The 21661-nt window shown below is 64.2% G+C and carries 19 protein-coding genes; 5 read left to right on the top strand and 14 right to left on the bottom strand.

Annotation, left to right across the window (positions count from 1 at the left end; translation table 11 throughout):
* The first annotated feature begins 233 nt into the window (after positions 1-233).
* Entirely contained in the window at positions 234-1775 is a 1542-nt protein-coding gene (locus tag DOD19_RS07340; RefSeq protein ID WP_112184900.1) for a methyl-accepting chemotaxis protein, read from the top strand.
* A 94-nt stretch (positions 1776-1869) separates the two neighbouring features.
* Positions 1870-2337: a hypothetical protein gene (locus tag DOD19_RS07335; protein WP_112184898.1), complete on the top strand. Its 468-nt coding sequence runs from the start codon at positions 1870-1872 to the stop codon at positions 2335-2337.
* Positions 2338-2354: 17 nt separating this feature from the next.
* Here the strand turns inward: DOD19_RS07335 and DOD19_RS07330 are convergent, their stop codons facing one another.
* The 12 genes from DOD19_RS07330 to DOD19_RS07280 all read right to left on the bottom strand — a co-directional run bounded on the left by DOD19_RS07330 (position 2355) and on the right by DOD19_RS07280 (position 14416).
* Positions 2355-3077, bottom strand: a complete 723-nt coding sequence (locus DOD19_RS07330) for an MgtC/SapB family protein (RefSeq protein ID WP_112184896.1) — start codon at positions 3075-3077, stop codon at positions 2355-2357.
* 99 nt (positions 3078-3176) lie between these two features.
* Positions 3177-4280 carry an SDR family oxidoreductase gene (locus tag DOD19_RS07325; RefSeq protein WP_112184894.1) on the bottom strand — a complete coding sequence of 368 codons (1104 nt, stop codon included), beginning with the start codon at positions 4278-4280 and terminating at the stop codon, positions 3177-3179.
* A gap of 273 nt (positions 4281-4553) precedes the next feature.
* The gene (locus DOD19_RS07320) at positions 4554-5585 is read right to left on the bottom strand and encodes an XdhC family protein (protein ID WP_112184892.1); all 1032 of its coding nucleotides are present in this window, start codon (positions 5583-5585) and stop codon (positions 4554-4556) included.
* 55 nt (positions 5586-5640) lie between these two features.
* Entirely contained in the window at positions 5641-6318 is a 678-nt protein-coding gene (locus DOD19_RS07315) for a carbon monoxide dehydrogenase subunit G (protein WP_112184890.1), read from the bottom strand.
* Positions 6309-7541 (bottom strand): VWA domain-containing protein, encoded by a 1233-nt coding sequence (locus DOD19_RS07310; protein WP_112184888.1) that lies wholly within the window; start codon positions 7539-7541, stop codon positions 6309-6311. The genes DOD19_RS07315 and DOD19_RS07310 overlap by 10 nt, the downstream gene beginning before the upstream one ends.
* A gap of 3 nt (positions 7542-7544) precedes the next feature.
* Entirely contained in the window at positions 7545-8441 is an 897-nt protein-coding gene (locus DOD19_RS07305; protein ID WP_112184886.1) for a MoxR family ATPase, read from the bottom strand.
* 20 nt (positions 8442-8461) lie between these two features.
* On the bottom strand, positions 8462-9268 hold the full coding sequence (locus DOD19_RS07300) for a xanthine dehydrogenase family protein subunit M (protein WP_112184884.1): 807 nt from the start codon (positions 9266-9268) through the stop codon (positions 8462-8464).
* 15 nt (positions 9269-9283) lie between these two features.
* A complete protein-coding gene (locus DOD19_RS07295) occupies positions 9284-11662 on the bottom strand; it encodes a xanthine dehydrogenase family protein molybdopterin-binding subunit (protein ID WP_112184882.1) in 2379 nt (792 codons plus the stop codon).
* 18 nt (positions 11663-11680) lie between these two features.
* Complete coding sequence (locus DOD19_RS07290; RefSeq protein WP_024975706.1) at positions 11681-12208, bottom strand: (2Fe-2S)-binding protein; 528 nt, start codon at positions 12206-12208, stop codon at positions 11681-11683.
* Between the two features lie 370 nt (positions 12209-12578).
* Complete coding sequence (locus tag DOD19_RS27695) at positions 12579-12755, bottom strand: hypothetical protein (protein ID WP_009238172.1); 177 nt, start codon at positions 12753-12755, stop codon at positions 12579-12581.
* A gap of 182 nt (positions 12756-12937) precedes the next feature.
* Entirely contained in the window at positions 12938-13417 is a 480-nt protein-coding gene (locus tag DOD19_RS07285; RefSeq protein ID WP_112184880.1) for a CreA family protein, read from the bottom strand.
* A 33-nt stretch (positions 13418-13450) separates the two neighbouring features.
* Positions 13451-14416 carry a LysR family transcriptional regulator gene (locus DOD19_RS07280; protein WP_024975704.1) on the bottom strand — a complete coding sequence of 322 codons (966 nt, stop codon included), beginning with the start codon at positions 14414-14416 and terminating at the stop codon, positions 13451-13453.
* A gap of 64 nt (positions 14417-14480) precedes the next feature.
* Between DOD19_RS07280 and DOD19_RS07275 the strand changes: the two genes are divergently transcribed.
* Positions 14481-16034, top strand: a complete 1554-nt coding sequence (locus DOD19_RS07275; protein WP_112184878.1) for an MFS transporter — start codon at positions 14481-14483, stop codon at positions 16032-16034.
* 3 nt (positions 16035-16037) lie between these two features.
* Here the strand turns inward: DOD19_RS07275 and DOD19_RS07270 are convergent, their stop codons facing one another.
* Together DOD19_RS07270 and DOD19_RS07265 are read right to left on the bottom strand one after the other, a co-directional pair.
* Entirely contained in the window at positions 16038-19070 is a 3033-nt protein-coding gene (locus tag DOD19_RS07270; protein WP_112184931.1) for a transglycosylase domain-containing protein, read from the bottom strand.
* Positions 19071-19173: 103 nt separating this feature from the next.
* Positions 19174-20085, bottom strand: a complete 912-nt coding sequence (locus tag DOD19_RS07265; protein WP_024975701.1) for a LysR family transcriptional regulator — start codon at positions 20083-20085, stop codon at positions 19174-19176.
* Positions 20086-20196: 111 nt separating this feature from the next.
* Here DOD19_RS07265 and DOD19_RS07260 point away from each other — a divergent pair, with 111 nt between their 5' ends.
* Both DOD19_RS07260 and catC read left to right on the top strand, forming a co-directional pair.
* The gene (locus DOD19_RS07260) at positions 20197-21306 is read left to right on the top strand and encodes a muconate/chloromuconate family cycloisomerase (protein ID WP_112184876.1); all 1110 of its coding nucleotides are present in this window, start codon (positions 20197-20199) and stop codon (positions 21304-21306) included.
* Between the two features lie 38 nt (positions 21307-21344).
* Positions 21345-21635 carry a muconolactone Delta-isomerase gene (catC, locus tag DOD19_RS07255; RefSeq protein WP_024975699.1) on the top strand — a complete coding sequence of 97 codons (291 nt, stop codon included), beginning with the start codon at positions 21345-21347 and terminating at the stop codon, positions 21633-21635.
* Positions 21636-21661 lie beyond the last annotated feature (26 nt).

Raw genomic sequence — 21661 nt, 5'->3', positions numbered from 1 at the left:
CATGCGGTTCGGCCCAGTACTGTGTTTCGGCACCGAACCGGGTGATCGGCACGTCCTCCAACGGGCACTCGGCAATCACGAAACTGCCCAAGACGAGGCGGGCTGCAGCGATGTATTCGCCTCTCCGCCCTTAAGTTGATCGATTCCGCGGCCGATAGTGCTGAGGTAGCCGGCCGCCCGGCGCGATGGTCGCGCCCGCGTGAAGAGCCGCGCACACCACTCTCGCCGCGCCCATGTCCGCTCGCCTGACCATCCGCACCCGCCTGGTGCTTTCGGTTTCCATTCTGTTTCTGCTTGCCTTGCTGATTGGCGTGGCTGGCCTGCTCGGCCTGCGCGGCGCCAACCATGCGCACGAGGAAACCTTCACCAATCAGTTTCCGTCTGCGCTCGCGCTTGGCGAGTCTGATCTGAGCCTCACGCGCGCCCGCACGGCCCTCGACAAGGCCATGCTGTATCCGAACGACAAGGGCGCGATGAAGTTGCTCGATCGTACCGAAGAGCTGATCGCACGCTCGGATGAAGCGTGGAAAAAATACCTGACGCTGCCCCGCAGTGAAGAAGAGGATCGCCTGGCCAAGGAGGTCGCCACCACGCGTGAAGCCGCGGCGGGCAGCCTGCGCGACATCATCAAGGCGCTGCGCGCGGGCGACCGTGCGACGGCCGACGGCATCATGGAAAAGCGCGTGTCCAACGCTTTCCGCGATTCCAACGACAAAAGCCTCGCATTGAGCAAGAAGCAGCTCGGCTTCTCCAAGGCCAACTATGACGAATCCCAGGAGGCCTACGCGCGTTTTCGCGTGATCGTGACGGCGGCCATTCTCGTCGCCCTCGTGGTCGCGCTTTGGTGCGCATGGTCGTTGCTGCGTGCGATTGTGGAGCCGCTAAACGCTGCGCTGGCCCAGTTCGACCGCATTGCCGCCGGTGATCTCACGCAGCCCGTGCGCATCGACCGTCACGACGAAATGGGCCGTTTGCTCGAAGGCCTGGCTCGCATGCAGACCGCGCTGACCGATACCGTGCGCCGCGTACGCACGGGCTCCGAATCCATCGGCGCCGCCACCAAGCAGATTGCCGCGGGCAATGCAGACCTGTCGCAACGCACGGAAGAGCAGGCCAGCTCGCTGGAAGAAACTGCTTCGAGCATGGAAGAGATGACCTCCATCGTGCGCCAGAACGCCGACAACGCGCGCCAGGCCAGCCAACTGGCCGACAGCGCATCGGAAGTCGCGAGCCAGGGCGGAGCCGTGGTGACCGATGTGGTGGCGACCATGCGCGAGATCAGCACGTCGTCGCGCACGGTGTCGGAAATCATCGGCGTGATTGACGGCATTGCATTCCAGACCAACATCCTTGCACTCAACGCTGCCGTGGAAGCCGCTCGCGCCGGCGAACAAGGCCGTGGCTTTGCCGTGGTGGCCGGTGAGGTGCGCAACCTCGCGCAGCGCAGTGCCGCAGCCGCCAAGGAAATCAAGGAAATGATCGAGGCGTCGCTGTCCAAGGTCGAGACCGGCAGCGCACTGGCCGAGCGCGCGGGCAGCACGATGGAAGACATCGTGTCGTCCATCCGCCGCGTGACCGACATCATGGGCGAAATCGCCGCCGCCTCGAACGAGCAAAGCTCCGGCATCGAACAGGTCAACAAGGCCGTCACGTTGATGGACGAAGCCACGCAGCAGAACGCTGCGCTGGTCGAGCAGGCTGCAGCAGCGGCTGAATCGCTGGAGGAGCAGGCCCAGGCCTTGAACGCCGCCATCGCTGCGTTCCGCCTCGCCTGATGTTGGCCCCGTCGATGCACGGGGCACGCTAAAGACTTGCCTTGAGCGCCGTTTCGGTTGATATAACCGACTGGTCTATTCAAGGAGTCGCCTCATGCCGTTCATCATTGCCGCGCTCGCGCTGGTTGGTCTGCTGATTTATGGCGCAGTCTGGCTGTATGCGGGGGTTGCCGCAACTTACGGCGCGTTGGCGGGCAGCGCGGCGGTGCTGCTTGCCGTGGCGCTGCTGGCCGGCGCAGTCATCACCTTCATCCGGCGTTACCGCGCCGTTCATGGCGTGAACGTGAAAGGGCAGCGGATCGTGTCGCTCAGCGCAAGCTGGGGGCAGGTCGCGGTCGATGCCGAACAGAAACGCGGGACGCTGCAGTTGCACGGGCAAAGCGCGCGCTTTCTCTTCGCCGATATTGCCGGCGCCGATGCGGTTGAACGCGAAGGTGCCTGGACGCTGGCGCTGCGCCTGAAGCATCAGGCGCAGGCAGATTGGTCGATCCCGATGCGCAACCGCCACGAAGCGAGGCGCTGGGCGAAGATCTTTGCGCTAGCGGCGAGCCAGGAGCTTTGACCCGCGCGTTGACCCGCTTATTCCGTCGTGCTCGGGTTCCAGAAGGCCTGCGCCACGTGCGGCTGCGATTGCAGCGACGCAACGATGCGGTCCAGCTCGGCCGCGTTCACGGCGGTCGACATCAGCATCGCTTCAATTTCTACGTGGTCGTCGCCAAAGGGTTCGACTGACAGATCGCTGATCGGGTAGCTGGCTTCTTCAAGCAGACGTTCCAGATCGGCAAGCGCTTCTTTCTGGCGCTCGCTCGTGGAGATGACGCACATCGTGTACGTGACTTCGCTGGCCTGATTGTCCAGCGGCGTGCGGTTGATGCGGTCCACCACGGGCCGCAGCAGGATGTTGGAGGCCAGCACGAACAGCGTAATCAGAATGGCCTGGCCAACAAGATCGGAGCCTGCCGCCGCACCCACAGCCGCCGAGCCCCACAGCGTGGCGGCGGTGTTCAGGCCGCGCACGTTCAGCCCTTCCTTCATGATCGTGCCGGCACCCAGAAAGCCGACGCCCGAAACCACATAAGCGATCACGCGGGTGGTGTCCGATGCGGTGCCGATCTGCGCGGCCATGTCGACGAATGCCGATGCCGCCACCGCCACCAGCGCGTTGGTGCGCAGCCCTGCAGTCCGCTGTCTGACCTGCCGCTCGAAGCCGATCAGCGACCCAAGCGCAAAGGCCGAGGCAAGGCTGATGAACGAATCCACCAGCGTGGCGACATTGAGATGGGCGATGGCTTGCAGCGTCATCGGCGGCTCCTTGTTGTGGTGACCGGAGTCTTGGTGAAGGGCGCCGATGGTTATAGCACGGCGCCATGACACGCCGTGCGAGCCCGGGAGGCCGGACGGCTACTTATAGTCCCACTGCATCTGCTCGGGGATCGGCACGGCGTCCGACGTTTCGAGGCAGCGGTCAAGGTAAGCGAGCAGGGAGCGCGGCTGAAAGCCGGTCTCCTGCACCAGCCGCGTGTTGTCGAACACGTAGCTCATGCTGGCGAACTTGGCATACAGGTGGATGCAGCGCGCGACCAGTCGCACATTGCCGTCGCCCGTCAGGCTCAGGAATTTACGCGCCAAAGCTTTCTCGGCGATTTTTTCCTGATACACGTAGCCGGCCAGCGCCTGGGCATCTTCTTCCGGCGTCTTGCAACGCTTGAAGCGCGGGTACAGCGTTTCGATGCGCTCGGAGTTCGCGTCGCCGGCACTGATGTGATACAGGTCGTGCGCAAGCGCGGGCTTGGTCGACAGCTGCACGATGGCCTCGGCGCAGTCGTCCACGGGCAGGATGTCGACGCGGTCGGACAAGCGACAGCTGAATGTCTCCAGCAGCGCCACCATGCGCAGCATCCAGAAAATACTGCCCGAGGGCTCACACCCCAGCGTGCTATGACCCACCACGATGGACGGCCGCACCACCACCAATGGCAGTTCGGGCACGTCTTCGCGAAGCTTCAGCTCGGCCATGCCCTTGGAATACGTGTAAGGCACCGCGTGCTGCTCCAGCGGGGGGACATCCCAGCTTTCGCTGACATGGCGATCCGCCAACTGGCCGCACGACATGGCCGTGCCGATCTGCAGGAATCGCTTCAGGCGTTTGCCCTGCGCCGCCAGTCGGCCCAGCGCCAGCACGCCCTCCACGTTGGTTTCCCACAGCGACGGATGGTTCGAGAACGTTGCCAGCGCCGCGCAGTTGATGATGATTTCCGGATCGCCCAGCTTGGCGGCACCCGCGTCTCGCAGGTCGAACGGCACGATCTGCGATTCCGTAATGCCGTCCAGCGTGCCCTGTGCAAACTCGAAGCGGCGCAGGTTGCTGCGCAGCCGCGCCAACCCTTCTGCGGGCGTGTCACCGCGCACGGCAAAGCGTGTGTCGGCCAGCAAACCTTTGGCTGCCAGATTGGCGGCAATGGCGCCGCCTACGAACCCGGTCGCACCGGTTAGCAAAATACTCATGCGAGAAAACTTGAATCCCTTGGGTGGCAAAACGGGCGACCAACCCGCTTGCAAACAACACTGCCGCTGCCGCACCGGCGAGGCGCGTATCGGCAGCACGCTCGAGGCAGGGAGGGGCAAATCGTGCCAGATGAAGCCGCGCACACGAAACGGGGTTCGCGGGCCGCAAGATTCGCGTGACGCGATGCGGCCGAAACCTGCGCACAATCAGCGATTTATAAGAATGTAACCTTTCAGGTGCCTTTCAGCACCCCATTCCATCAGAGGGTTGACTCAAGTTTGCGGCACTGCGCAGCTCGACGTGGCATTGGCAGCAATCTCGCGCGCGGCTTTGGCGCCTTCAACTTGCAGGATGGTTGGCAGCGACACGCCGTTCTTGGCAGCCGTGACTTCGGCCAGGATCGAGATGGCGATTTCCGGCGGCGTACGGCTGCCGATGTAGATTCCGACCGGGCCATGCAGGCGCGCCAACTCGGCATCGCTCAGATCGAATTCCTTCAGCCGCTCCCGGCGGTTGGCGTTGTTGCGGCGGCTGCCGAGCGCGCCGACGTAGAAGGCCGGCGTCTTGAGCGCCTCCATGAGCGCGAGGTCATCGAGCTTGGGGTCGTGCGTGAGAGCGATGACGGCGCAGCGCTCGTCGAGCTTCATGGCCATCACCGTATCGTCGGGCATGGTGCGGACCATGGCCACGCCAGGGATCGACCACTCTTCGCTGTATTCCTCGCGCGGGTCGCAGACGGTGACCTGGTAGTCCAGACCCACGGCGATCTGGCACAGGTAGCGCGAAAGTTGTCCCGCGCCGATGACGAGCATCCGGTAGCGCGGCCCGTGAATCGTCACGAGGCGCACTTCGTCAAACTGCAGGCCATCGGTGACGGTAGCGTGCTGCAGCGTCGAGGCGCCGGTCGCCATGTCCAGCGTGCGCGCGACGAGCTGACCGGCTTCCACGACACGCAGCAACGCTTCGATCCCGCTGGAGGCGTTCAGGGGCTCCAGCACGAGTTGCAGCGTGCCGCCGCAGGGCAGGCCAAAGCGGTGCGCTTCTTCAGCGCTGATGCCGTATTTGACGGCTTCGGGCTTGGTGTAATGCAGCCCTTCACGGCGCACGCGGTCGATGAGGTCGTCTTCAATGCAGCCGCCTGAAACCGAGCCGATGACCACGCCGTCATCGCGCAGCGCGAGCATTGCGCCTTCGGGCCGTGGCGACGAGCCCCACGTTTTGACCACCGTGACGAGCAGCACACGCCGCCCCTGTTCCAGCCAGCGCACGCTGGTTTTCAAGACTTCAAGATCGACGCTGTCCATGATGCGTTGGCTGCGCTTTCGCGCGCTTGATGGTTTTGTTGCGGGGATGCACCGATTATGCCCCGTGGTGCAAAAACAGGTAGGCGGCCGCCACGGCCACCAGCGCCACGATAATCCACGGCCAAGGGTTACGCGGCTGCAGCGCGGGGCTGACGTTGGGTGCGGCGCCCGGCGGTGCACCGTGGGCCTGGAGTTGGCCGGCCGCGAGGTCGGGAATTGCCTGCGTGGCCGGCATGCCGTCGACGGGCGGCGCGGCATGTCCGTCGGCGACAGCCGTATCTGCGGGGCCGAACTCTGCCGCAAAACGCTGGAAGAACTCGTCGGCCAGCTTGCGTGCGGCACCGTCGATGAGCCGCGAGCCAATTTGCGCAAGCTTGCCGCCCACCTGCGCGGTTGCCATGTAAGAAAGCCGCGTGACCGTGGGGCCTTCGGGTGTGAGTTGCACCTGCGCGCTGCCTTTGCCGAAGCCGGCTGCGCCGCCCTGGCCGTCGAAATGCAGCGTGTAGCTGCGCGGCGGCGCCACGTCGACCAGTTCCATGCGTCCCTTGAAGCGCGCCTTGACGGGCCCGACGGTGGCGGTCATGGCGACATCGTAGGCGGGGTTGGCGCTTCCCTCGGCGGCGGTGATGCTCTCGCAGCCGGGAATGCAACGTTGCAGCACGGCTGGGTCGTTCAGCGCGTCCCAGGCGGTCTGGAGGGGAACGGGCAGGAGATGGGTCTGGGTCAGTTCCATGGCGCGGTCGATGGGGCTGAGGTTGGGGGGCGGGGGGTGCGCGTGCGGCGAGCATGCGCCAATTCGTGCTCCAGCGCAGCCAGGCTGTCGAAATGGTGCGCTGGCACCATCACATCGACATGCGGCAGGATGGCCCGCACACCACGTGCCCGCGGCTCAAATCCGGCAAAGCGCAGCAGCGGGTTGAGCCAGACGATGCGATGGGCAAAGCGCGCCAGGCGCGCCATCTCGGTGTCGAGCAGGTCGATGTGCTCGTGGTCGAGTCCATCCGTCACGAGCAGGACAGTGGCACGACCGGACAGCGTGCGGCGCGCCCATTGGCGATTGAATTCCGCCAGCGCTGTGCCGATGCGCGTGCCGCCCGACCAGTCCGGCACAAGCTGCGCGATGGCTTGCACGGCGACATCCGGATCGCGCTCGCGCAACTGCCGCGAGACATTCGTCAGCCGCGTGCCGAACAGGAAGGCCTGGATGCGCTCGCGGGACTGCACCAGCGCATGGCAGTAATACAGCACGGCCCGGGAATAACGACTCATCGAGCCCGAGATATCGAGCAGCAGCACCAGCGGCGGTGTGCGATCGACGGGTTGGCGGTATTTCCACCCGGTCCATTCGCCGCCGGCGCGCACGGCCTGGCGGGCGGTCGCACGCAGGTCTGGATGGCGCCCGCGCGAGGCAGCTTTGAGCCGGCGCGTGCGCTCCTGCGCCAGATGGACGCGCCGGCGGCGGATCATGTGTTGCAGCGTGCGCCATTCCGCAGCGTTGAGCGTGTCGAAATCACGCGTGCGCAAGGCTTCGTTTGCAGAGAACGCCAGCGGCGCCACGATGTCATGGCGCTCGCCATCGGGCTTCGGTCCCGGCGGAAGGTTGGTCGACGGTTGCGCGCGCAGGGCATCGGCCAGGCGGTTGCTGCGCGCTGCGGGAATGCCGCCACGCACCTTGGGCAGCAGCAGGGCGCGCAGCTTGCCTTCCCAATCCGGATCGCGCCAGAACACGTTGAAGGCCGCATCGAACAGCGTGCGTTCGTCGGGGTGCGAAACGAGCAGGGCAGAGAGCGCGGCCTTTACGTCGTCGCGGCGGCCGATGTCGATATGGCTCAGGGCTTCGATGGCATCCACGGCGCGCGAGGGCGCCAGCGGCATGCCGGCGTTGCGCAGCAGCCGCACGAAATGCGTCACGTTGCGCGCCAGCATCGGGAACTGCGTTGGCAATGTCGCGTGCATGCCTTACTCCGGCAGCGCGGGCGCGGCCAGCAGTTGCTCGATGGTTTGCGTATCGACGCGCGCCAGGTCGTCCTGGTACTTGAGCAGCACGCCTAGCGTGTCCTGCACGGACTGCGGATCAAGCTCGGTCACGTTCAGCGCCGCCAAGGCGCGGCACCAGTCGATGGCTTCGGCAATGCCCGGCGCCTTGAACAGGTCGATACCGCGCAGGCGGTGCACGAAATCGACCGCACGCTGCTGCAGGCGGGCAGCGGTTTCGGGCGCGCGCTGCGCCACGATCTGCAGCTCTCGTGCCTTATCCGGGTAGCCAATCCATTGATACAGGCAGCGCCGCTTGAGCGCGTCATGCACCTCGCGCGTGCGGTTGGACGTCATGATGACCAGCGGAATCACCTGCGCGCGTACCGTGCCGAACTCCGGAATCGACACCTGGAAGTCGGACAGCAGCTCCAGCAGAAAAGCCTCGAAGGGTTCATCTGCGCGGTCGATCTCGTCGATCAGGAGAACGCGCGGTGTGTCGGGATGGGCGGTGTCGGGCAGCAGCGCCTGCAGCAACGGGCGCTTGAGGAGGAATTCATCGCGGTAGAGCGTGTCGGCGCGTGGCTTCTCACCGGCGGCCTCGGCCAGGCGCAGCGCCATGATCTGGCGCGGGTAATCCCATTCATAGAGCGCGCTGGCGGTGTCGAGCCCTTCGTAACACTGCAGCCGCAGCAGCGACGTGCCGAGCAGCCCGGCCGCCGCCTTCGCCAGCTCGGTCTTGCCGACGCCGGGTTCGCCTTCCAGAAACAGCGGCCGCTGCATGCGCAATGCAAGAAACAAGGCCGTGGCCAGCTCACGGCTGGCGAAATAACCCTGGCCTTGCAGTTGCGCGATGCAGTTGTCGATGGAATCGACCGGCATGCCGTTCCTTGGCGGTGTGCTCAGTGATGGTGCGCCAATGCCTGCTCAACCGCGCGCGCTGTCAATACCGGAATGAGGTGCGCCCGATATTCCGGCGAGGCATGCAGATCGCCCACCAGATCGTCGGCGGGCACCACCACCTTGCGTGCGGCTTCTGCTGTAAAGCTGGCTGCCAGCGCCTGCTCAAGCGGCGTGCAACGGAACACGCACGGCGCCGCACCCGTGACCGCCACACGCACGTTGCTGCCCTTGCGGCTGACGAACACGCCCACCAGCGCAAAGCGCGACGCCGGGTTGCGGAATTTCACGTAGGCCGCCTGGTCCGGCACCGGAAACTGCACCTCGGTGATGAGTTCGTCCGCAGCCAGCGCGGTCTCATACATGCCGAGGAAGAAATCGTCCGCCGCGATGTTGCGCCGCTCGGTGACCACGGTCGCGTTCAGGCCCAGCACCGCGGCCGGGTAGCACGCCGCCGGGTCGTTGTTGGCAAGCGACCCGCCGAGCGTGCCCATCGCGCGCACCTGGCGGTCGCCGATGCCACCGGCCAGTTCCCCCAGCGCGGGCAGCATGCGGGCGATGTCCGCGTTGTCCGCCACATCGGCATGGCGTGTGGCTGCACCCACCGTAATCACACCGGGTTGTGTGCGAATGCCGGACATGCCCGGAATGCGCGTGACATCCACCAGCGTAGACGGCTGCGCCAGCCGCAGCTTCATCGCTGCCAGCAGGCTCTGCCCGCCGCCCAGGTATTTGGCGTCGGTGTGCGTCTTCAGCGCGGTGACGGCGGTCTGGGCGTCGGCGGCTTTCTGGTACTCGAAGTCGTACATGGTTCGCTCCTCTGCCTAGGCCTTGGCCGCTTGAATGGTTTGCCAGACACGATGCGGCGTTGCTGGCATCTGGATGTCCTTCACGCCCAGCGGCGCAAGCGCGTCGACGATGGCGTTGATCAGGGCCGGCGGCGATCCGATCGCGCCCGCCTCACCGCAGCCTTTGACGCCCAGCGGGTTGTGCGTGCACGGCGTGCCCTTTGCGGTCTCCACCGTAAAGCTGGGCAGGTCGTTGGCACGCGGCATGGCGTAGTCCATGTACGAGCCGGTCAGCAACTGGCCATTTTCGTCGTACACGCACGCTTCGAGCAGCGCCTGCCCGATGCCCTGGCCAAGCCCGCCGTGCACCTGGCCCTCGACGATCATCGGGTTGATGATGTTGCCGAAATCGTCCACCGCGACGAAGCGGTCGATGTGGACTTCGCCGGTATCCGGGTCGACTTCCACTTCGCAGATGTACGCGCCCGCCGGGTAGGTGAAGTTGGTCGGGTCGTAGAAGGCGTTTTCGTCCAGCCCCGGTTCGAGTTTGTCGAGCGGGTAGTTGTGCGGCACGTACGCCGTGAGCGCCACTTCGCCAAAGGTCTTGGTGCGATCTGTGCCGGCCACGCGGAAGACGCCATCCTTGAATTCGATGTCCTCCGCCGACGCCTCCAGCAGATGCGCGGCGATCTTCTTGGCTTTGGCTTCGATCTTGTCGAGTGCCTTCATGATGGCCGAGCCGCCCACGGCAATCGAACGCGAGCCGTACGTGCCCATGCCGAACGGGATGCGCCCGGTGTCGCCGTGCACGATCTCGATGTTGTCGATGGGCACGCCCAGGCGATCGGCCACCACTTGCGCGAACGTCGTCTCGTGGCCCTGGCCGTGGCTGTGCGAGCCGGTGAAGACCGTGACGGAGCCTGTCGGGTGCACGCGAATTTCACCGGCCTCAAACAGGCCCGCCCGCGCGCCTAACGCCCCCGCAATGTTCGACGGCGCCAGGCCGCACGCCTCGATGTAGCAGGAGTAGCCCATGCCGCGCAAGCGACCTTTGGCGCGCGATGCATCGCGTCGGGCCGCAAAGCCTTTCACATCGGCGAGTTCGATGGCGCGGTCCAGGCACGGTTCGTAGTCGCCCGTGTCATAGGTCAGGCCAACCGGTGTGGCATAGGGGAAGGTGCGGATGAAGTTGCGGCGTCGCAGTTCAGCCGGGTCGACTTGCAGCTCGCGCGCGGCAGTTTCAACGAGGCGCTCGACCACATACGTCGCCTCGGGCCGGCCGGCACCACGATACGCATCGACGGGCGCGGTATTTGTGAATACCGCTTTCACCTCGGCATAGATGGCAGGCGTCTTGTACTGGCCCGCAAGCAACGTCGCATACAGGATGGTCGGCACGCTGCTGGCAAACGTCGACAGATATGCGCCCATGTTGGCCGTCGTATGCACGCGCATGGCGAGGAAATTGCCCTGCGCATCGAGCGCCAGTTCCGCATGTGTAACGTGGTCGCGGCCATGCGCGTCGGTCAGGAAGGATTCGGACCGCTCGGCCGTCCACTTGATCGGCCGGCCGACCTTCTTCGATGCCCAAGTAAGCGCAACGTCTTCCGGGTACAGGAAGATCTTCGAGCCGAACCCGCCGCCCACATCCGGCGCAATCACGCGGACCTTGGCTTCGGTCAGACCCAGCACGAACGCCGACATCAGCAGGCGCTCCACGTGCGGGTTCTGGTTGGCGACGTAAAGCGTGTAGCTGTCGTCCTGGCGCGAATAGCTGGCATTGACGGCGCGCGGTTCGATCGCATTCGGAATCAGCCGGTTGTTGACGATGTCGAGCTGTGTCACGTGCGCGGCCTTGGCGAAGGCTGCGTCAGTCGAGGCCTTGTCGCCGTGGCCCCAGGTGTAGCAGGTGTTGTTGGGAACGTCGTCGTGGACGGCGGTGCCGGCGGAATCGGCGGTGGCGGTGTCGACCACGGCAGGCAGTTCGTCGTATTCCACGTCGATCATCTCGACGGCGTCTTTGGCGATCTTCACCGATTCAGCCACCACCAGCGCGACCTGATCACCCACGTGGCGCACTTTGCCTTGCGCGAGCACAGGGTGGGGCGGCTCCTTCATCGGCGTGCCGTCAATGCTGTGGATGAGCCAGCCGCACGGCAGTCCGTTCACCTTGTCGGCGGCCAGGTCGTCGCCTGTGAGCACGGCCAGCACGCCCGGATGGTTGCGTGCGGCATCCGCATTGATGTGCTTGATGCGCGCATGCGCATACGGCGAGCGCAGGAATACCGCGTACGACTGGTGGGCCTGGACGACATCGTCCGTGTACTGTCCGGCGCCCGTCAGGAAGCGGAAATCTTCCTTGCGTTTGACGGACGCACCGATCAGGTGGTTGTTGGGTTCTGCGGGAGCGTTCATGGTGGTCTCCTCGCGGGGTCAGGCAGCGTGGGCGCGCGCCGCGGCCAGGCTTTGCAGGGAGGCATCGTCGCCCTCAGCCTCAGCCATGGCTTCGGCACCGTGCATCACCGCACGCACGATGTTGTGATACCCCGTGCAGCGGCAAAGATTGCCGTCGAGCTGCTCGCGCACCGTGTGTTCATCGGGATGCGGGTGTTGCGCGACCAGCGCCGTGGCCGCCATCACCATGCCGGGTGTACAGAAGCCGCATTGCAGGCCGTGGCATTGGCGAAAGGCTTCTTGCATCGGGTGCAGCGCGCCGTCTTTCGACAGGCCTTCGATGGTGGTCACCTCGGTGCCCTCAGCCTGCACGGCCAGGATGTTGCAGGACTTCACAGCGCGCCCGTTCATATGCACGGTGCAGGCGCCGCATTGCGCGGTATCGCAGCCGACGTGCGTGCCGGTCAGGCGCAAGTTTTCGCGCAGCAATTGGACTAGCAGGGTATGAGGTTCGACACTGACGGTGACAGGCGCACCGTTGACCGACAGCTTGAGGCTGATCGCCATGGGAGTCTCCTTGGGGGATGGGCGCCGGGTGCCATGCTGTGCGCCTTCCTTGCTACGAAGACGTGCGCGTGGTCTCGATATCGGTGGTCGCGGCTCTACTCAGTAAAGCACAGGCGAACCAGAAGACAACCGCAGCGCGGTGAACCGGTCGGAGGAGAAAGGCCGATGCTGCGGCACGCAGACAAACCAAACAAATGCCGCAGAAATGACAAAGGGCCGGAATCCGGCCCTCGATTGGCACCAGGCGGTCATGACCTGGCGGGTGTGGCGGCGGGTGTGATGACACACGGCCGGCGCACGGTGCTACTGAAACTGCGATTGCTGCATACAGCTAGCTTGGGCACACGCCCATCAACAATAGCGTGGCGGGTTAGGCCTTGGCGGTGCGGTGCGTGCCAAACAGGTTCGCGATTGCCGAGAAGAACTGGGCGAACGAGAACGATTGGCCGCTCGGACGGCGATAGTAGTAGATACCTTCGGACATTTCGCGCTCGATCAGTTCGCGTTCGAGTTGATCGGTCAGCTTCAGGTCGTTCGTGTTTTGCATGATTGGCCTCTTAGGGAAATCCCGGTTAGGGAATACCCTGATCATACACCAGATGATGCAATGCACCATACGTAGGCTTACGTATGCACCCCTTTTGCGCCGTCTACCGTTGCTCGGCCACCACGCTTGCGTTGCCACGCACCAATGTGGTGCTAGCACCGCTTTTCTATACGTCTTGCGCCTCACTTCACCGGAATGGGTTGGCTGGCCGGGATCGGAACCGCCGTCACACTGTTCTTCGGGCTGCCCGAAATGACCTTGTCTGAATACGTCAGATAGACCAGCACATTGCGCTTGCGATCGACCGTGCGGACCACGTGCAGCGTCTTGAAGACGAGCGACAGGCGCTGCGTGAACATGTCGTCCTGCTGCGGCAGCGGTTTGACGAAGCTGACGTCGCCGACCTGGCGGCAGGCCACGGCGGCTTCGCTCACGTCTTCGGCCACGCCCAGCGAGCCCTTGATACCGCCGGTGCGCGCCCGCGAGACATAGCAGGTCACGCCCTGCACGAGCGGATCGTCAAAGGCTTCGATGACGATCTTGTCGGAGCCCGTGATGCGGAAATTGGTGCTGACGCTGCCAATGTCTTCGGCGCGAGAGCAGCCAACGGTGCTCAGAGCGAGCGCGGCAATCAAAACGGGGAGTTTGGTAAACGGGCGCATGGCTTTGCGTAGATAAAAAGGAAAGATTGAAAGTCAGAGCAGCGACTCAGGCGGCCAGGACGCGGCAGCTTCGTCCACAAAGGTGGGCCGCATGTCGGTGTGCTGGCGGGAATGCTCTATGCGGCGGTGCAGGGCGTCCATAAAGACTTTGACCTTGGCGGGCATCAGGCGGCGGCCCGGGAAGACGGCATACACGCGCATCGGCGGGGATTGAAAGTCTGTCAGCACCTCCTGCAGCGCGCCGGAAGCGATCAGGTCGGTAGCGAACACAGAGGTGATGCGGGCGACACCCAGACCCGCAATGGCGGCCTGCATGCGCAGTTCGCTGTTGGAGGTGCGCATGCGGAAGTCCAGGGGCAGATTGATCGTCTCGCCGCCGGGCGTGCGGAACTGCCATTCGGCTTCGTTCGAGGTGCCGAGGCAGGGCCAATCGGCGAGTTGGTCTGGGTGGGTGAGCGGCCCGAGGCGTTCCAGCAGTTGCGGGGCGACGACCACGGCGCGCCGCAAATCAAAGACGCGCTGAGCGACGAGGCCGGAATCAGGCAACGGGCCACGCGGCACCGTCAGCATGATGTCGTAGCCCTGGGCGAGCGGGTCGATCTGCCGCGGCGCGACATCCACCTCGATGCGCAGGCCGGTGTGCTCGCGCATGACTTCCAGCACCACCTCGGCGAGCTGCTTGGCGGCAAATTCATACGGCATGGCAATGCGCAAGGTGCCCGCGGGTGACTGGAACGTCGCTGCCGCGTCTTCCGACACTTCGCGCAGCCGCTGGAACAATGGGCCCGCGTCGCGCAGCAGGGCTTCACCGGCATCGGTCAGGCGCAGGCGGCGTGTGCTGCGCTCGAAAAGGCGCACGCCCATCTTGCCTTCGAGCCGTGACACCGCCGTGCTGACAGACGACTTGGGCAACCCCAGCCGATCGGCCGCGCGCGTGAAGCTGCCGAGCGTGGCCACGGTGCAGAAAGTGTCCCAGTCGTTCCAGTCCGTCGTTCGCATAGTTGAACAATGAATTTGTTGGCAGGCGATTTCCGCCGGTTTCGAGGCAAATTACCATCCCTGCATGAACACGCCAAGCACAGACCACACGGTTTCTCCGCCGTCCGCACCTCGCAAACCAGTCGCCGCATCGACCGTCGGCAGCCGGATGGAATTGCGCATGGTGGGCATGGTGATTGGCTTGGCGACGGGCGTGGACTACATGTCCAACCTGATGTTCTCGATTGCCGGGCCGCATATCGAAGGCGGGGTGCTGGCGTCACAGGATGTCTATCTCTGGGCCGTGACGGCGTATGCGGCAGCGGCCAGCCTGGCGATTCTGGTGATGGGGCGGCTGGCCGATCACATGACATACCGGAAGCACACGCTGTTGTCGCTTCTGGTGTTCATCGTCGGCACGCTGATGTGCGCGGCGGCCGAGGGCGGCACGATGCTGATCGTCGGGCGGGCGGTGCAGGGGTTTGGCGGCGGGCCGATGTTGTCCACTTCGCGCATCTTTGTGCAGCACAGCCCCGCGCACGAACGCCGCACGATGATGAAGGGCATGATCTACGGCATCTTCGGACTGAGTTGCGTGTCACCGATGCTTTCGGCGGCGCTCACGGAGCAATTCGGCTGGCGCGCCATCTTCGTCGCGCAGTTGCTGGTGGCCGTTGTAGTGTGCGGGCTGGTGGCGGCGTTCTATCCGCATCCGAAGATGCACGAGCGCAAGGGCGATTTCGCCTCGCTCGACTGGCCCTCGGCCATCGCGTTCGGGCTGGCGGCGCTGATTGCGCTGCACGGTTTCCAGCAGGCGCGTTTCATTCATCCGGATGGGTCGCCCGCGCAGGTGGTGCCGATCATTGCGGTGGTGGCGCTCATCATCTGGATCGGTATTCGCCAGACTGGCCATCCGTTGCCGTGGGTCGATTTACGGGCGACGCTGCAGCGGCGCTTCCTGATGGGCATGGTCTTCTACGCCATCTATTACATGTTTGCGAGCGCCTGGGGGTTTCTCTCGTCGAGCCTGCTGCAGAACGGTTTGGGCTTCCGTTACGAGACCACCGCGCAATTGATGAGCCTGGGCGGCCTGGTGACGGTGGTGCTGGGCATCCTGAACTTTCAGTTGACGAACGTGCTGCCAACCAAGCGCGTGCTGATCTCCATCGGCTTTGTGCTGATGGCGACGGCCTTGCTGTGGATGTCGCGTGTAGCCATGCCGGGGGCTTCGGTGGCGGCGGTGGTGCCGGGGTTCATGATAGAAGGCATGGTGGGGATGTTTGTGGTGATCCAGGTGGCGGGGCTGTCTTACGTGGATTTGCCCGCCAAGGATTTTGGCCATGCCTACCAGTTCAAGGGAATCATGCGGGCTTGGGCGCAGGCGTTTGGGACGATGGGGGCCACGTTGTTGCTGCAGCGCGGACAGGCGCAGCATCGCACTGACCTGGTGGGGCACGTAAGCGCGCTGACGCCGGCCTGGCAGTGGCCGCATCCGTTGCAGGGTTCTGAGTTGATTCGCATCTCGGCGGAGATTGATCGGCAGGCGACGTTGTTGGCTGTGGGGGATTTGTTTGCCTGGGGCGCGGCAGTGGCGTTGGTTTGCGCGGGGGCGATCTGGTTGCAGCGGTCTTTGCGTTGATGGTCAATCCAGCTTTTGTTCCGGTGCCGTGGCCTGCGGCATCTTGCAGTTGAAGGCTGGCGCCTCGTCTTGCAGGTTCAGGTGGTTCATCAGCGTGGGCGCCAGGACTTTTAGCACTTGCACCGTCAGTGCGCTGGTGAATTTGTACTTGGCCGCGTCTGCGCCGGCTACGTAGGCCACGACGGTGCCGAAGTAACGGTCTCCCAAATAGAAGACGAAGGCGCCGGAGCGGCTGACGACCCGCTCCGAGATAAGGCCACCGCCGCGGCTGAAGGTTTTGAAGCGGTTGTCGCCGGTGCCGGTTTTACCGCCGATGGCGATGGGTTTGCCATCCTTCTGGACGAACGTTCCGGAGATCCGCTTGGCGGTGCCACCTTCGACGACGCCGGCCAGCGCGGATTTGACCAGGGGTGGAATCTCGGGCGGCAGCACGCGTTCTCCAGCGCTGGGGTCGCGGCAAAGCATGACTTCATAAGGCGTGTCGGCGGCGAAGCGCAGGCGGTCGATACGCACGCTGGGCAGGCGGATGCCGTCGTTTTCGATGATGCCCATCAGCTCCGCCAGCGATGCCGGCCGGTCTGCCGATGCGCCGATGGCCGTGCCGTATGACGGCACCAGCGATTCAAACGGATACCCCAGCCGCTTCCACATGGCATGAATCTGCTGGAACGCTTCAATCTCCAGCATCTGTTTGATGCGCTTGTCTTGCGCGGCTTTGCGGTGCGATTGCAGCAGCCATTTGTAGACGGACACGCGTTCATCGGCGCTCGCCTCGTTCACCTGCGCGAGCGTGGCTTGAGGATGGGTCCGCAGGTACGCCACCAGCCAGAGTTCCAGCGGATGCAGCCGGGCGATGTAGCCGCGGTCGGCCAGGTCGAAACGTTGGACGGAATACTTCTCATACAGGTTGGTCAGTTCAGCCTCATCCAGCTTTGCGCCTGGCAGGTAGCTGCGGATGAACGCTGCGAGCTTGCCCGGACCGGCTTCCGGGTCGATGCTGCGGTAGATCGTGGCTAGTCGCACCGGTGTGGCGCGGGTGCTTTGCACGAGGATGGCTTCGCGCTCCTGGTCGGTCTTGCCCTTGTACTTTGTGTAGAACCGGCCCATGAACAGCTTGCCTTCGCGGTCGGCAAAGCGTTGCAAGTAGACCTGCCGCTGCGGGGAGTCCGGGTTGGTCAACGCCTCGGCGCCGGCGTTGGGCAACTGATGCTGAAAGTAGCGCGAGATGTCGCGCATGATCCGCACGAACACCAGATTGACGGAGTGCTTGAGCCCCTCGCGCACCGTGAAGTTCTGGGTGCCTTCCCATTTCTCGAAGTTCTCGAAGCTCTGCATGCCGCCGCCGGTGGCAAACCATTCGCCGGCGTTGCCGGAATATTTGCGCTCCATCGATGCATCGAGCATTGCCGTGAGCGACCGGTCTTGCGTATGGGCGAGGTAGTCGACCGACCAGCGCTCGATCGGGTTCTGCACGGGGATGTTGATCTTGCGCAGCGCCGCCGCAGGCTGGTCGGCATAGCGCTTATGCAGCTCGGCCACGATCTGGAGATACGTCACCAGCGTGCGCAGCTTGGCCGTTGAGCCCAGATCCAGCTTGACGCCTTCGTTGATGTCGAACGGCTTGTCGAACGTGTCGGCCTGCACCAGCACCCGGTTGCCGCCGGGCGCGCGTTCGTAGAGCGTGAAGCTGTAAGTCACGCCGCGCGGGTCGCCGCGCTCCAGCATCATGTCGCCGACGAGGCCGGCGGCCTTGGCGTGCGCCGGGTCGCGCAGCTTGCGCAGCTCAGTTGAGATATCGCGCTGCAACGGCGCATCGAGCGTGCTGCTGGCGGTCAGGTCGAGCCGGTCAAGCGCGTACATGCGCGAGATGCCCAGCATGCCCGCCAGGTTGACGCGTACGGCGTTTGTCCCCTTGTGCTCGATGGGCGGAGGCGGCACGCGCGTGTTCAGGGCCTGCTGCTTGAGCGATTGCGCAATGGCCGCATCGCGCAGCGCTGGCGGAATCACGCCGGATACGGCCAGCACGCGCAGGTACGCATCGGTCAACGTTTCCAGTTCATCGAGATTCTCAAGATAGTACGACGGGCGCCGCTGCGATACGAGCAAGCTCAGCGCCTCCTTGTATGCCAGCGCACGGTCTGCCAGCGGCGCGGCTGAGTTGGGCGAGAGCAATGCATTCACCTGTGCGAAGTCGCGTCCGTACCAGACCCACAGCGCATCGCCAATCCCTTGAATCTCGCCAAACCCGGCGCGCGCGCCCAGCGGTACGGTGTTCAGATAGTCGACTGCAAGCTGGTGGCGCGTGACGGTGGTGTCTTCGCCGTTCAGATAGGCGCGGGCGGATGCGGAGGCCATCTGGCGCAGCTTTTCGCTGGGGGAATCGGTGCGGCCTTCTGGCGAGTGGCGGTACTTCTCGATTTGCGTAGCGAGCGTGCTGCCCCCGGGCGATTCATGCGCCGGGTTGACGACGTGCAGGGCGCGATCCCACACGGCGCGCGCCAGGCGCGACCACTCCACGGCCGGATTGCGCTTGGGGTATTCGGTCTGCAACAGCGTGCGGTTCTCGATCGCGAGCAGCGAGTCGACCAGCAGCGGCGGCACCGACGCAAAACTGTCATACACACGTTCGGGGTGCCGCACGCGGTAGATCGGGCTGCCATCGTCGTCCAGCAACTCCAGCCCCGCCTGGTCTTTTTCGCGATAGGGCGGATTCATGCCGCTGTCCATTCGCGCGACCATCTCGCTGGATGGCACGGCCTGCTGAGCGACGATGTAGCCGCGCGAGCGCAGGCGGTCCAGAAAGGTCGGAAGGTCGTGATAACCGAGCCGCTGGTCGTAGGGGCCGGAGTTCGGGTAGCGGGCCGAATTGTTCGGCCCCGGTTTGACAGGAAAGGTCTGCGATTTCGCCAGCTGCGCAAAGTAGTGGGCTTGCCAAGCAGAGGTGCGAAATTCACGAGCGACAAGCAAGGCAGCTATCGCAAGCAACAGCGCCCCGACGAGGGCCAACTTGATGATGGGGCGGCGTATTCTTTTCACTCGCTTGCGCTCCAATCGCAGGCGGACGGGCGCCTTGCTTCAATCTAGCTCATGCGGCCGTCGTGTCCAGCGGCTTGTAACTTTGGGGCCGCCATTGCAAGCCTTACGAGGGTGCGTAATACGGGATCTTCTGCTCGTCATACAGCCGATACGTCAGTGCCAGCATGGCACGGATGTCTTCAGACTCGTCGAGCAGTCGCGTGCTGAAGATAATGGGCGAGACCAATTGCGGATCGTCGAGTTCCATGTAGCAGACATCTTCGCGCCGCAAGCCCGCCACACTGCGCGGCACGACTGATACACCTTCGCCTGCGGCGACCAACCCCAGGGCGATTTGCAATTCCCGTGCCTCGTAGATCTTGCTGGGTTCCAGGGCGCGATCGTGGAAGAGGGCGAGCACCTGGTCCGCATAGCTCGGACGCGGTGTGCGTGGATAGATGATGAGCGTGTCGCCGACAAGGTCGCGCAGGGATGCGGTCGTCCTGCCGTCCAGCAGCGCATGGCCTGACGGCAGCGCGACGATCAACCGCTCATCGCGCAGGAGGATGCGCCGCACGTTCGGGTCTTCATAGCGGATGCGGCCGAACCCGACGTCGATGCGGCCGTCCTTGAGCGCCTGAATCTGGTCCATGGTCGTCATCTCGTGCATGGTCAGATCGACCATCGGGTACTCCGCCCGAAAACGCCGGATGACCTTCGGCAGCATCCCATACAGCGTCGAAGCCACGAAGCCGACGGACATGCGCCGCTCGATCTGACCCACGCGCTGCGTCATCGAGGCAAGTTCTGCGGTCTGCGCGAGCAATTGCCGCGCGTGCGCGTGGAAAAAGCGGCCGGCTTCGGTGAGCTTGAGCGGGCGGCTGCCGCGCTCGAACAGCAGCACGCCGACTTCCTCTTCCAACTGCTGAATCTGCCTCGAGAGCGGCGGCTGCGCGATGTGCAGCCGTTCAGCTGCACGCGTGAAGTTCAGCTCTTCAGCAACGGCAACGAAATAGCGAAGGTGGCGCAGCTCCATTTTTATACCTGATGGGTATGAAACTGATACTAAATCGGTGTTGGACGCAATAAATCGCGCTGAGTAATCTGGATTCCACGTTGATAGCAGTTCTTCTGATACCTGGAAAACATGATTCGCTCGATCGAGGCCATTCTAGTGGATGTGCCCACCATCCGTCCGCACAAACTGTCCGTCGCCACCATGCACACGCAGACGCTCGTTCTCGTGCATGTGTGCTGCGAAGACGGCATCGAAGGCTGGGGCGAGGCCACCACCATTGGCGGCCTCAACTACGGCGAAGAGAGCCCCGAGAGCATCAAGGTCAACATCGATACGCACATCGCGCCGCTGCTGATCGGCACGGAGGCCCGCAATGTCGCGGCTGCCATGGCCAAGGTGCGAAAGACCATCCAGGGCAACCGTTTTGCCAAGTGCGCGCTGGAAACAGCGCTGCTGGATGCGCAGGCCCGCCGGCTTGGCGTGCCGCTGTCGGAGCTGCTCGGCGGCCGCCTGCGTGATGCGCTGCCGGTGGCCTGGACGCTCGCCAGCGGCGACACGAAGAAGGACATTGCCGAGGCAGAGGCGATGCTGGCTGAGCGCCGTCACCGCATCTTCAAGCTGAAGATCGGCCTGCGCCCGGTGGCAGACGACGTGGCCCACGTGCTGGCCATCAAGCGCGCCCTGGGCGACGCCGTGAGCGTGCGCGTGGACGTCAACCAGGCCTGGAGCGAGCTTGATGCCGCCAACGGCATCGCCGCGTTGCAGGCCGGCGGCATCGACCTGATTGAGCAACCGGTGCGCGCAGAAAGCCGCGCCGCGCTGGAGCGCCTTGCCCGCCAGTTCGCCGTGCCGATGATGGCCGATGAAGCGCTGCATGGTCCGCTGGATGCATTTGAGTTGGCCTGCTCTGCCAGCGCCGACGTCTTTGCCGTGAAGATCGCGCAATCCGGCGGCCTCGTGCCGGCCATGCAAGTCGCCGCCATCGCGCAGCTTGCAGGCATCGGTCTGTACGGCGGAACGATGCTCGAAGGGGCCGTTGGCACGGCAGCGTCAGCTCACGTGTTTTCCACCTTTGGCGAGCTGCAGTTCGGCACCGAGCTGTTCGGCCCCTTGTTGCTCACGCAAGAACTGCTGACCGAGCCGCTGCAATACCGCGATTTCATGTTGCAAGTGCCCACCGGCCCCGGCCTGGGCATCCAGATTGACCGCGACAAGCTGGCGCGCCTGCGCCGCCAATAAGAACAACCAGACCTCGACACCCCACCAAGGAGACCACGATGCTGTTCCACGTCCGCATGGATGTCCGCCTGCCGGCCGACATGCCCGCCGATGTCGCCAACGAGATCAAGGCGCGCGAGAAAGCCTATTCGCAAGATCTGCAGCGCAGCGGCAAGTGGCGCCACATCTGGCGCCTGGTTGGCGAGTACGCGAACGTCAGCGTCTTCGACGTGCAGAGCAATGCCGAACTGCACGACATCCTGACGGCGCTGCCGCTGTTTCCGTACATGGAGATTTCGGTAACACCGCTGTGCCGTCACCCCTCGTCAGTTCACGGCAATGACGCCTGAGACATTCCCCCCAGAAAACCACGTGG

The organism is Ralstonia sp. GX3-BWBA (assembly GCF_003290055.1).
Lineage (GTDB): Bacteria > Pseudomonadota > Gammaproteobacteria > Burkholderiales > Burkholderiaceae > Ralstonia > Ralstonia holmesii.
Note: the sequence above shows the minus strand (reverse complement) of the source record. Positions and strands in the feature narration are given on the sequence as shown.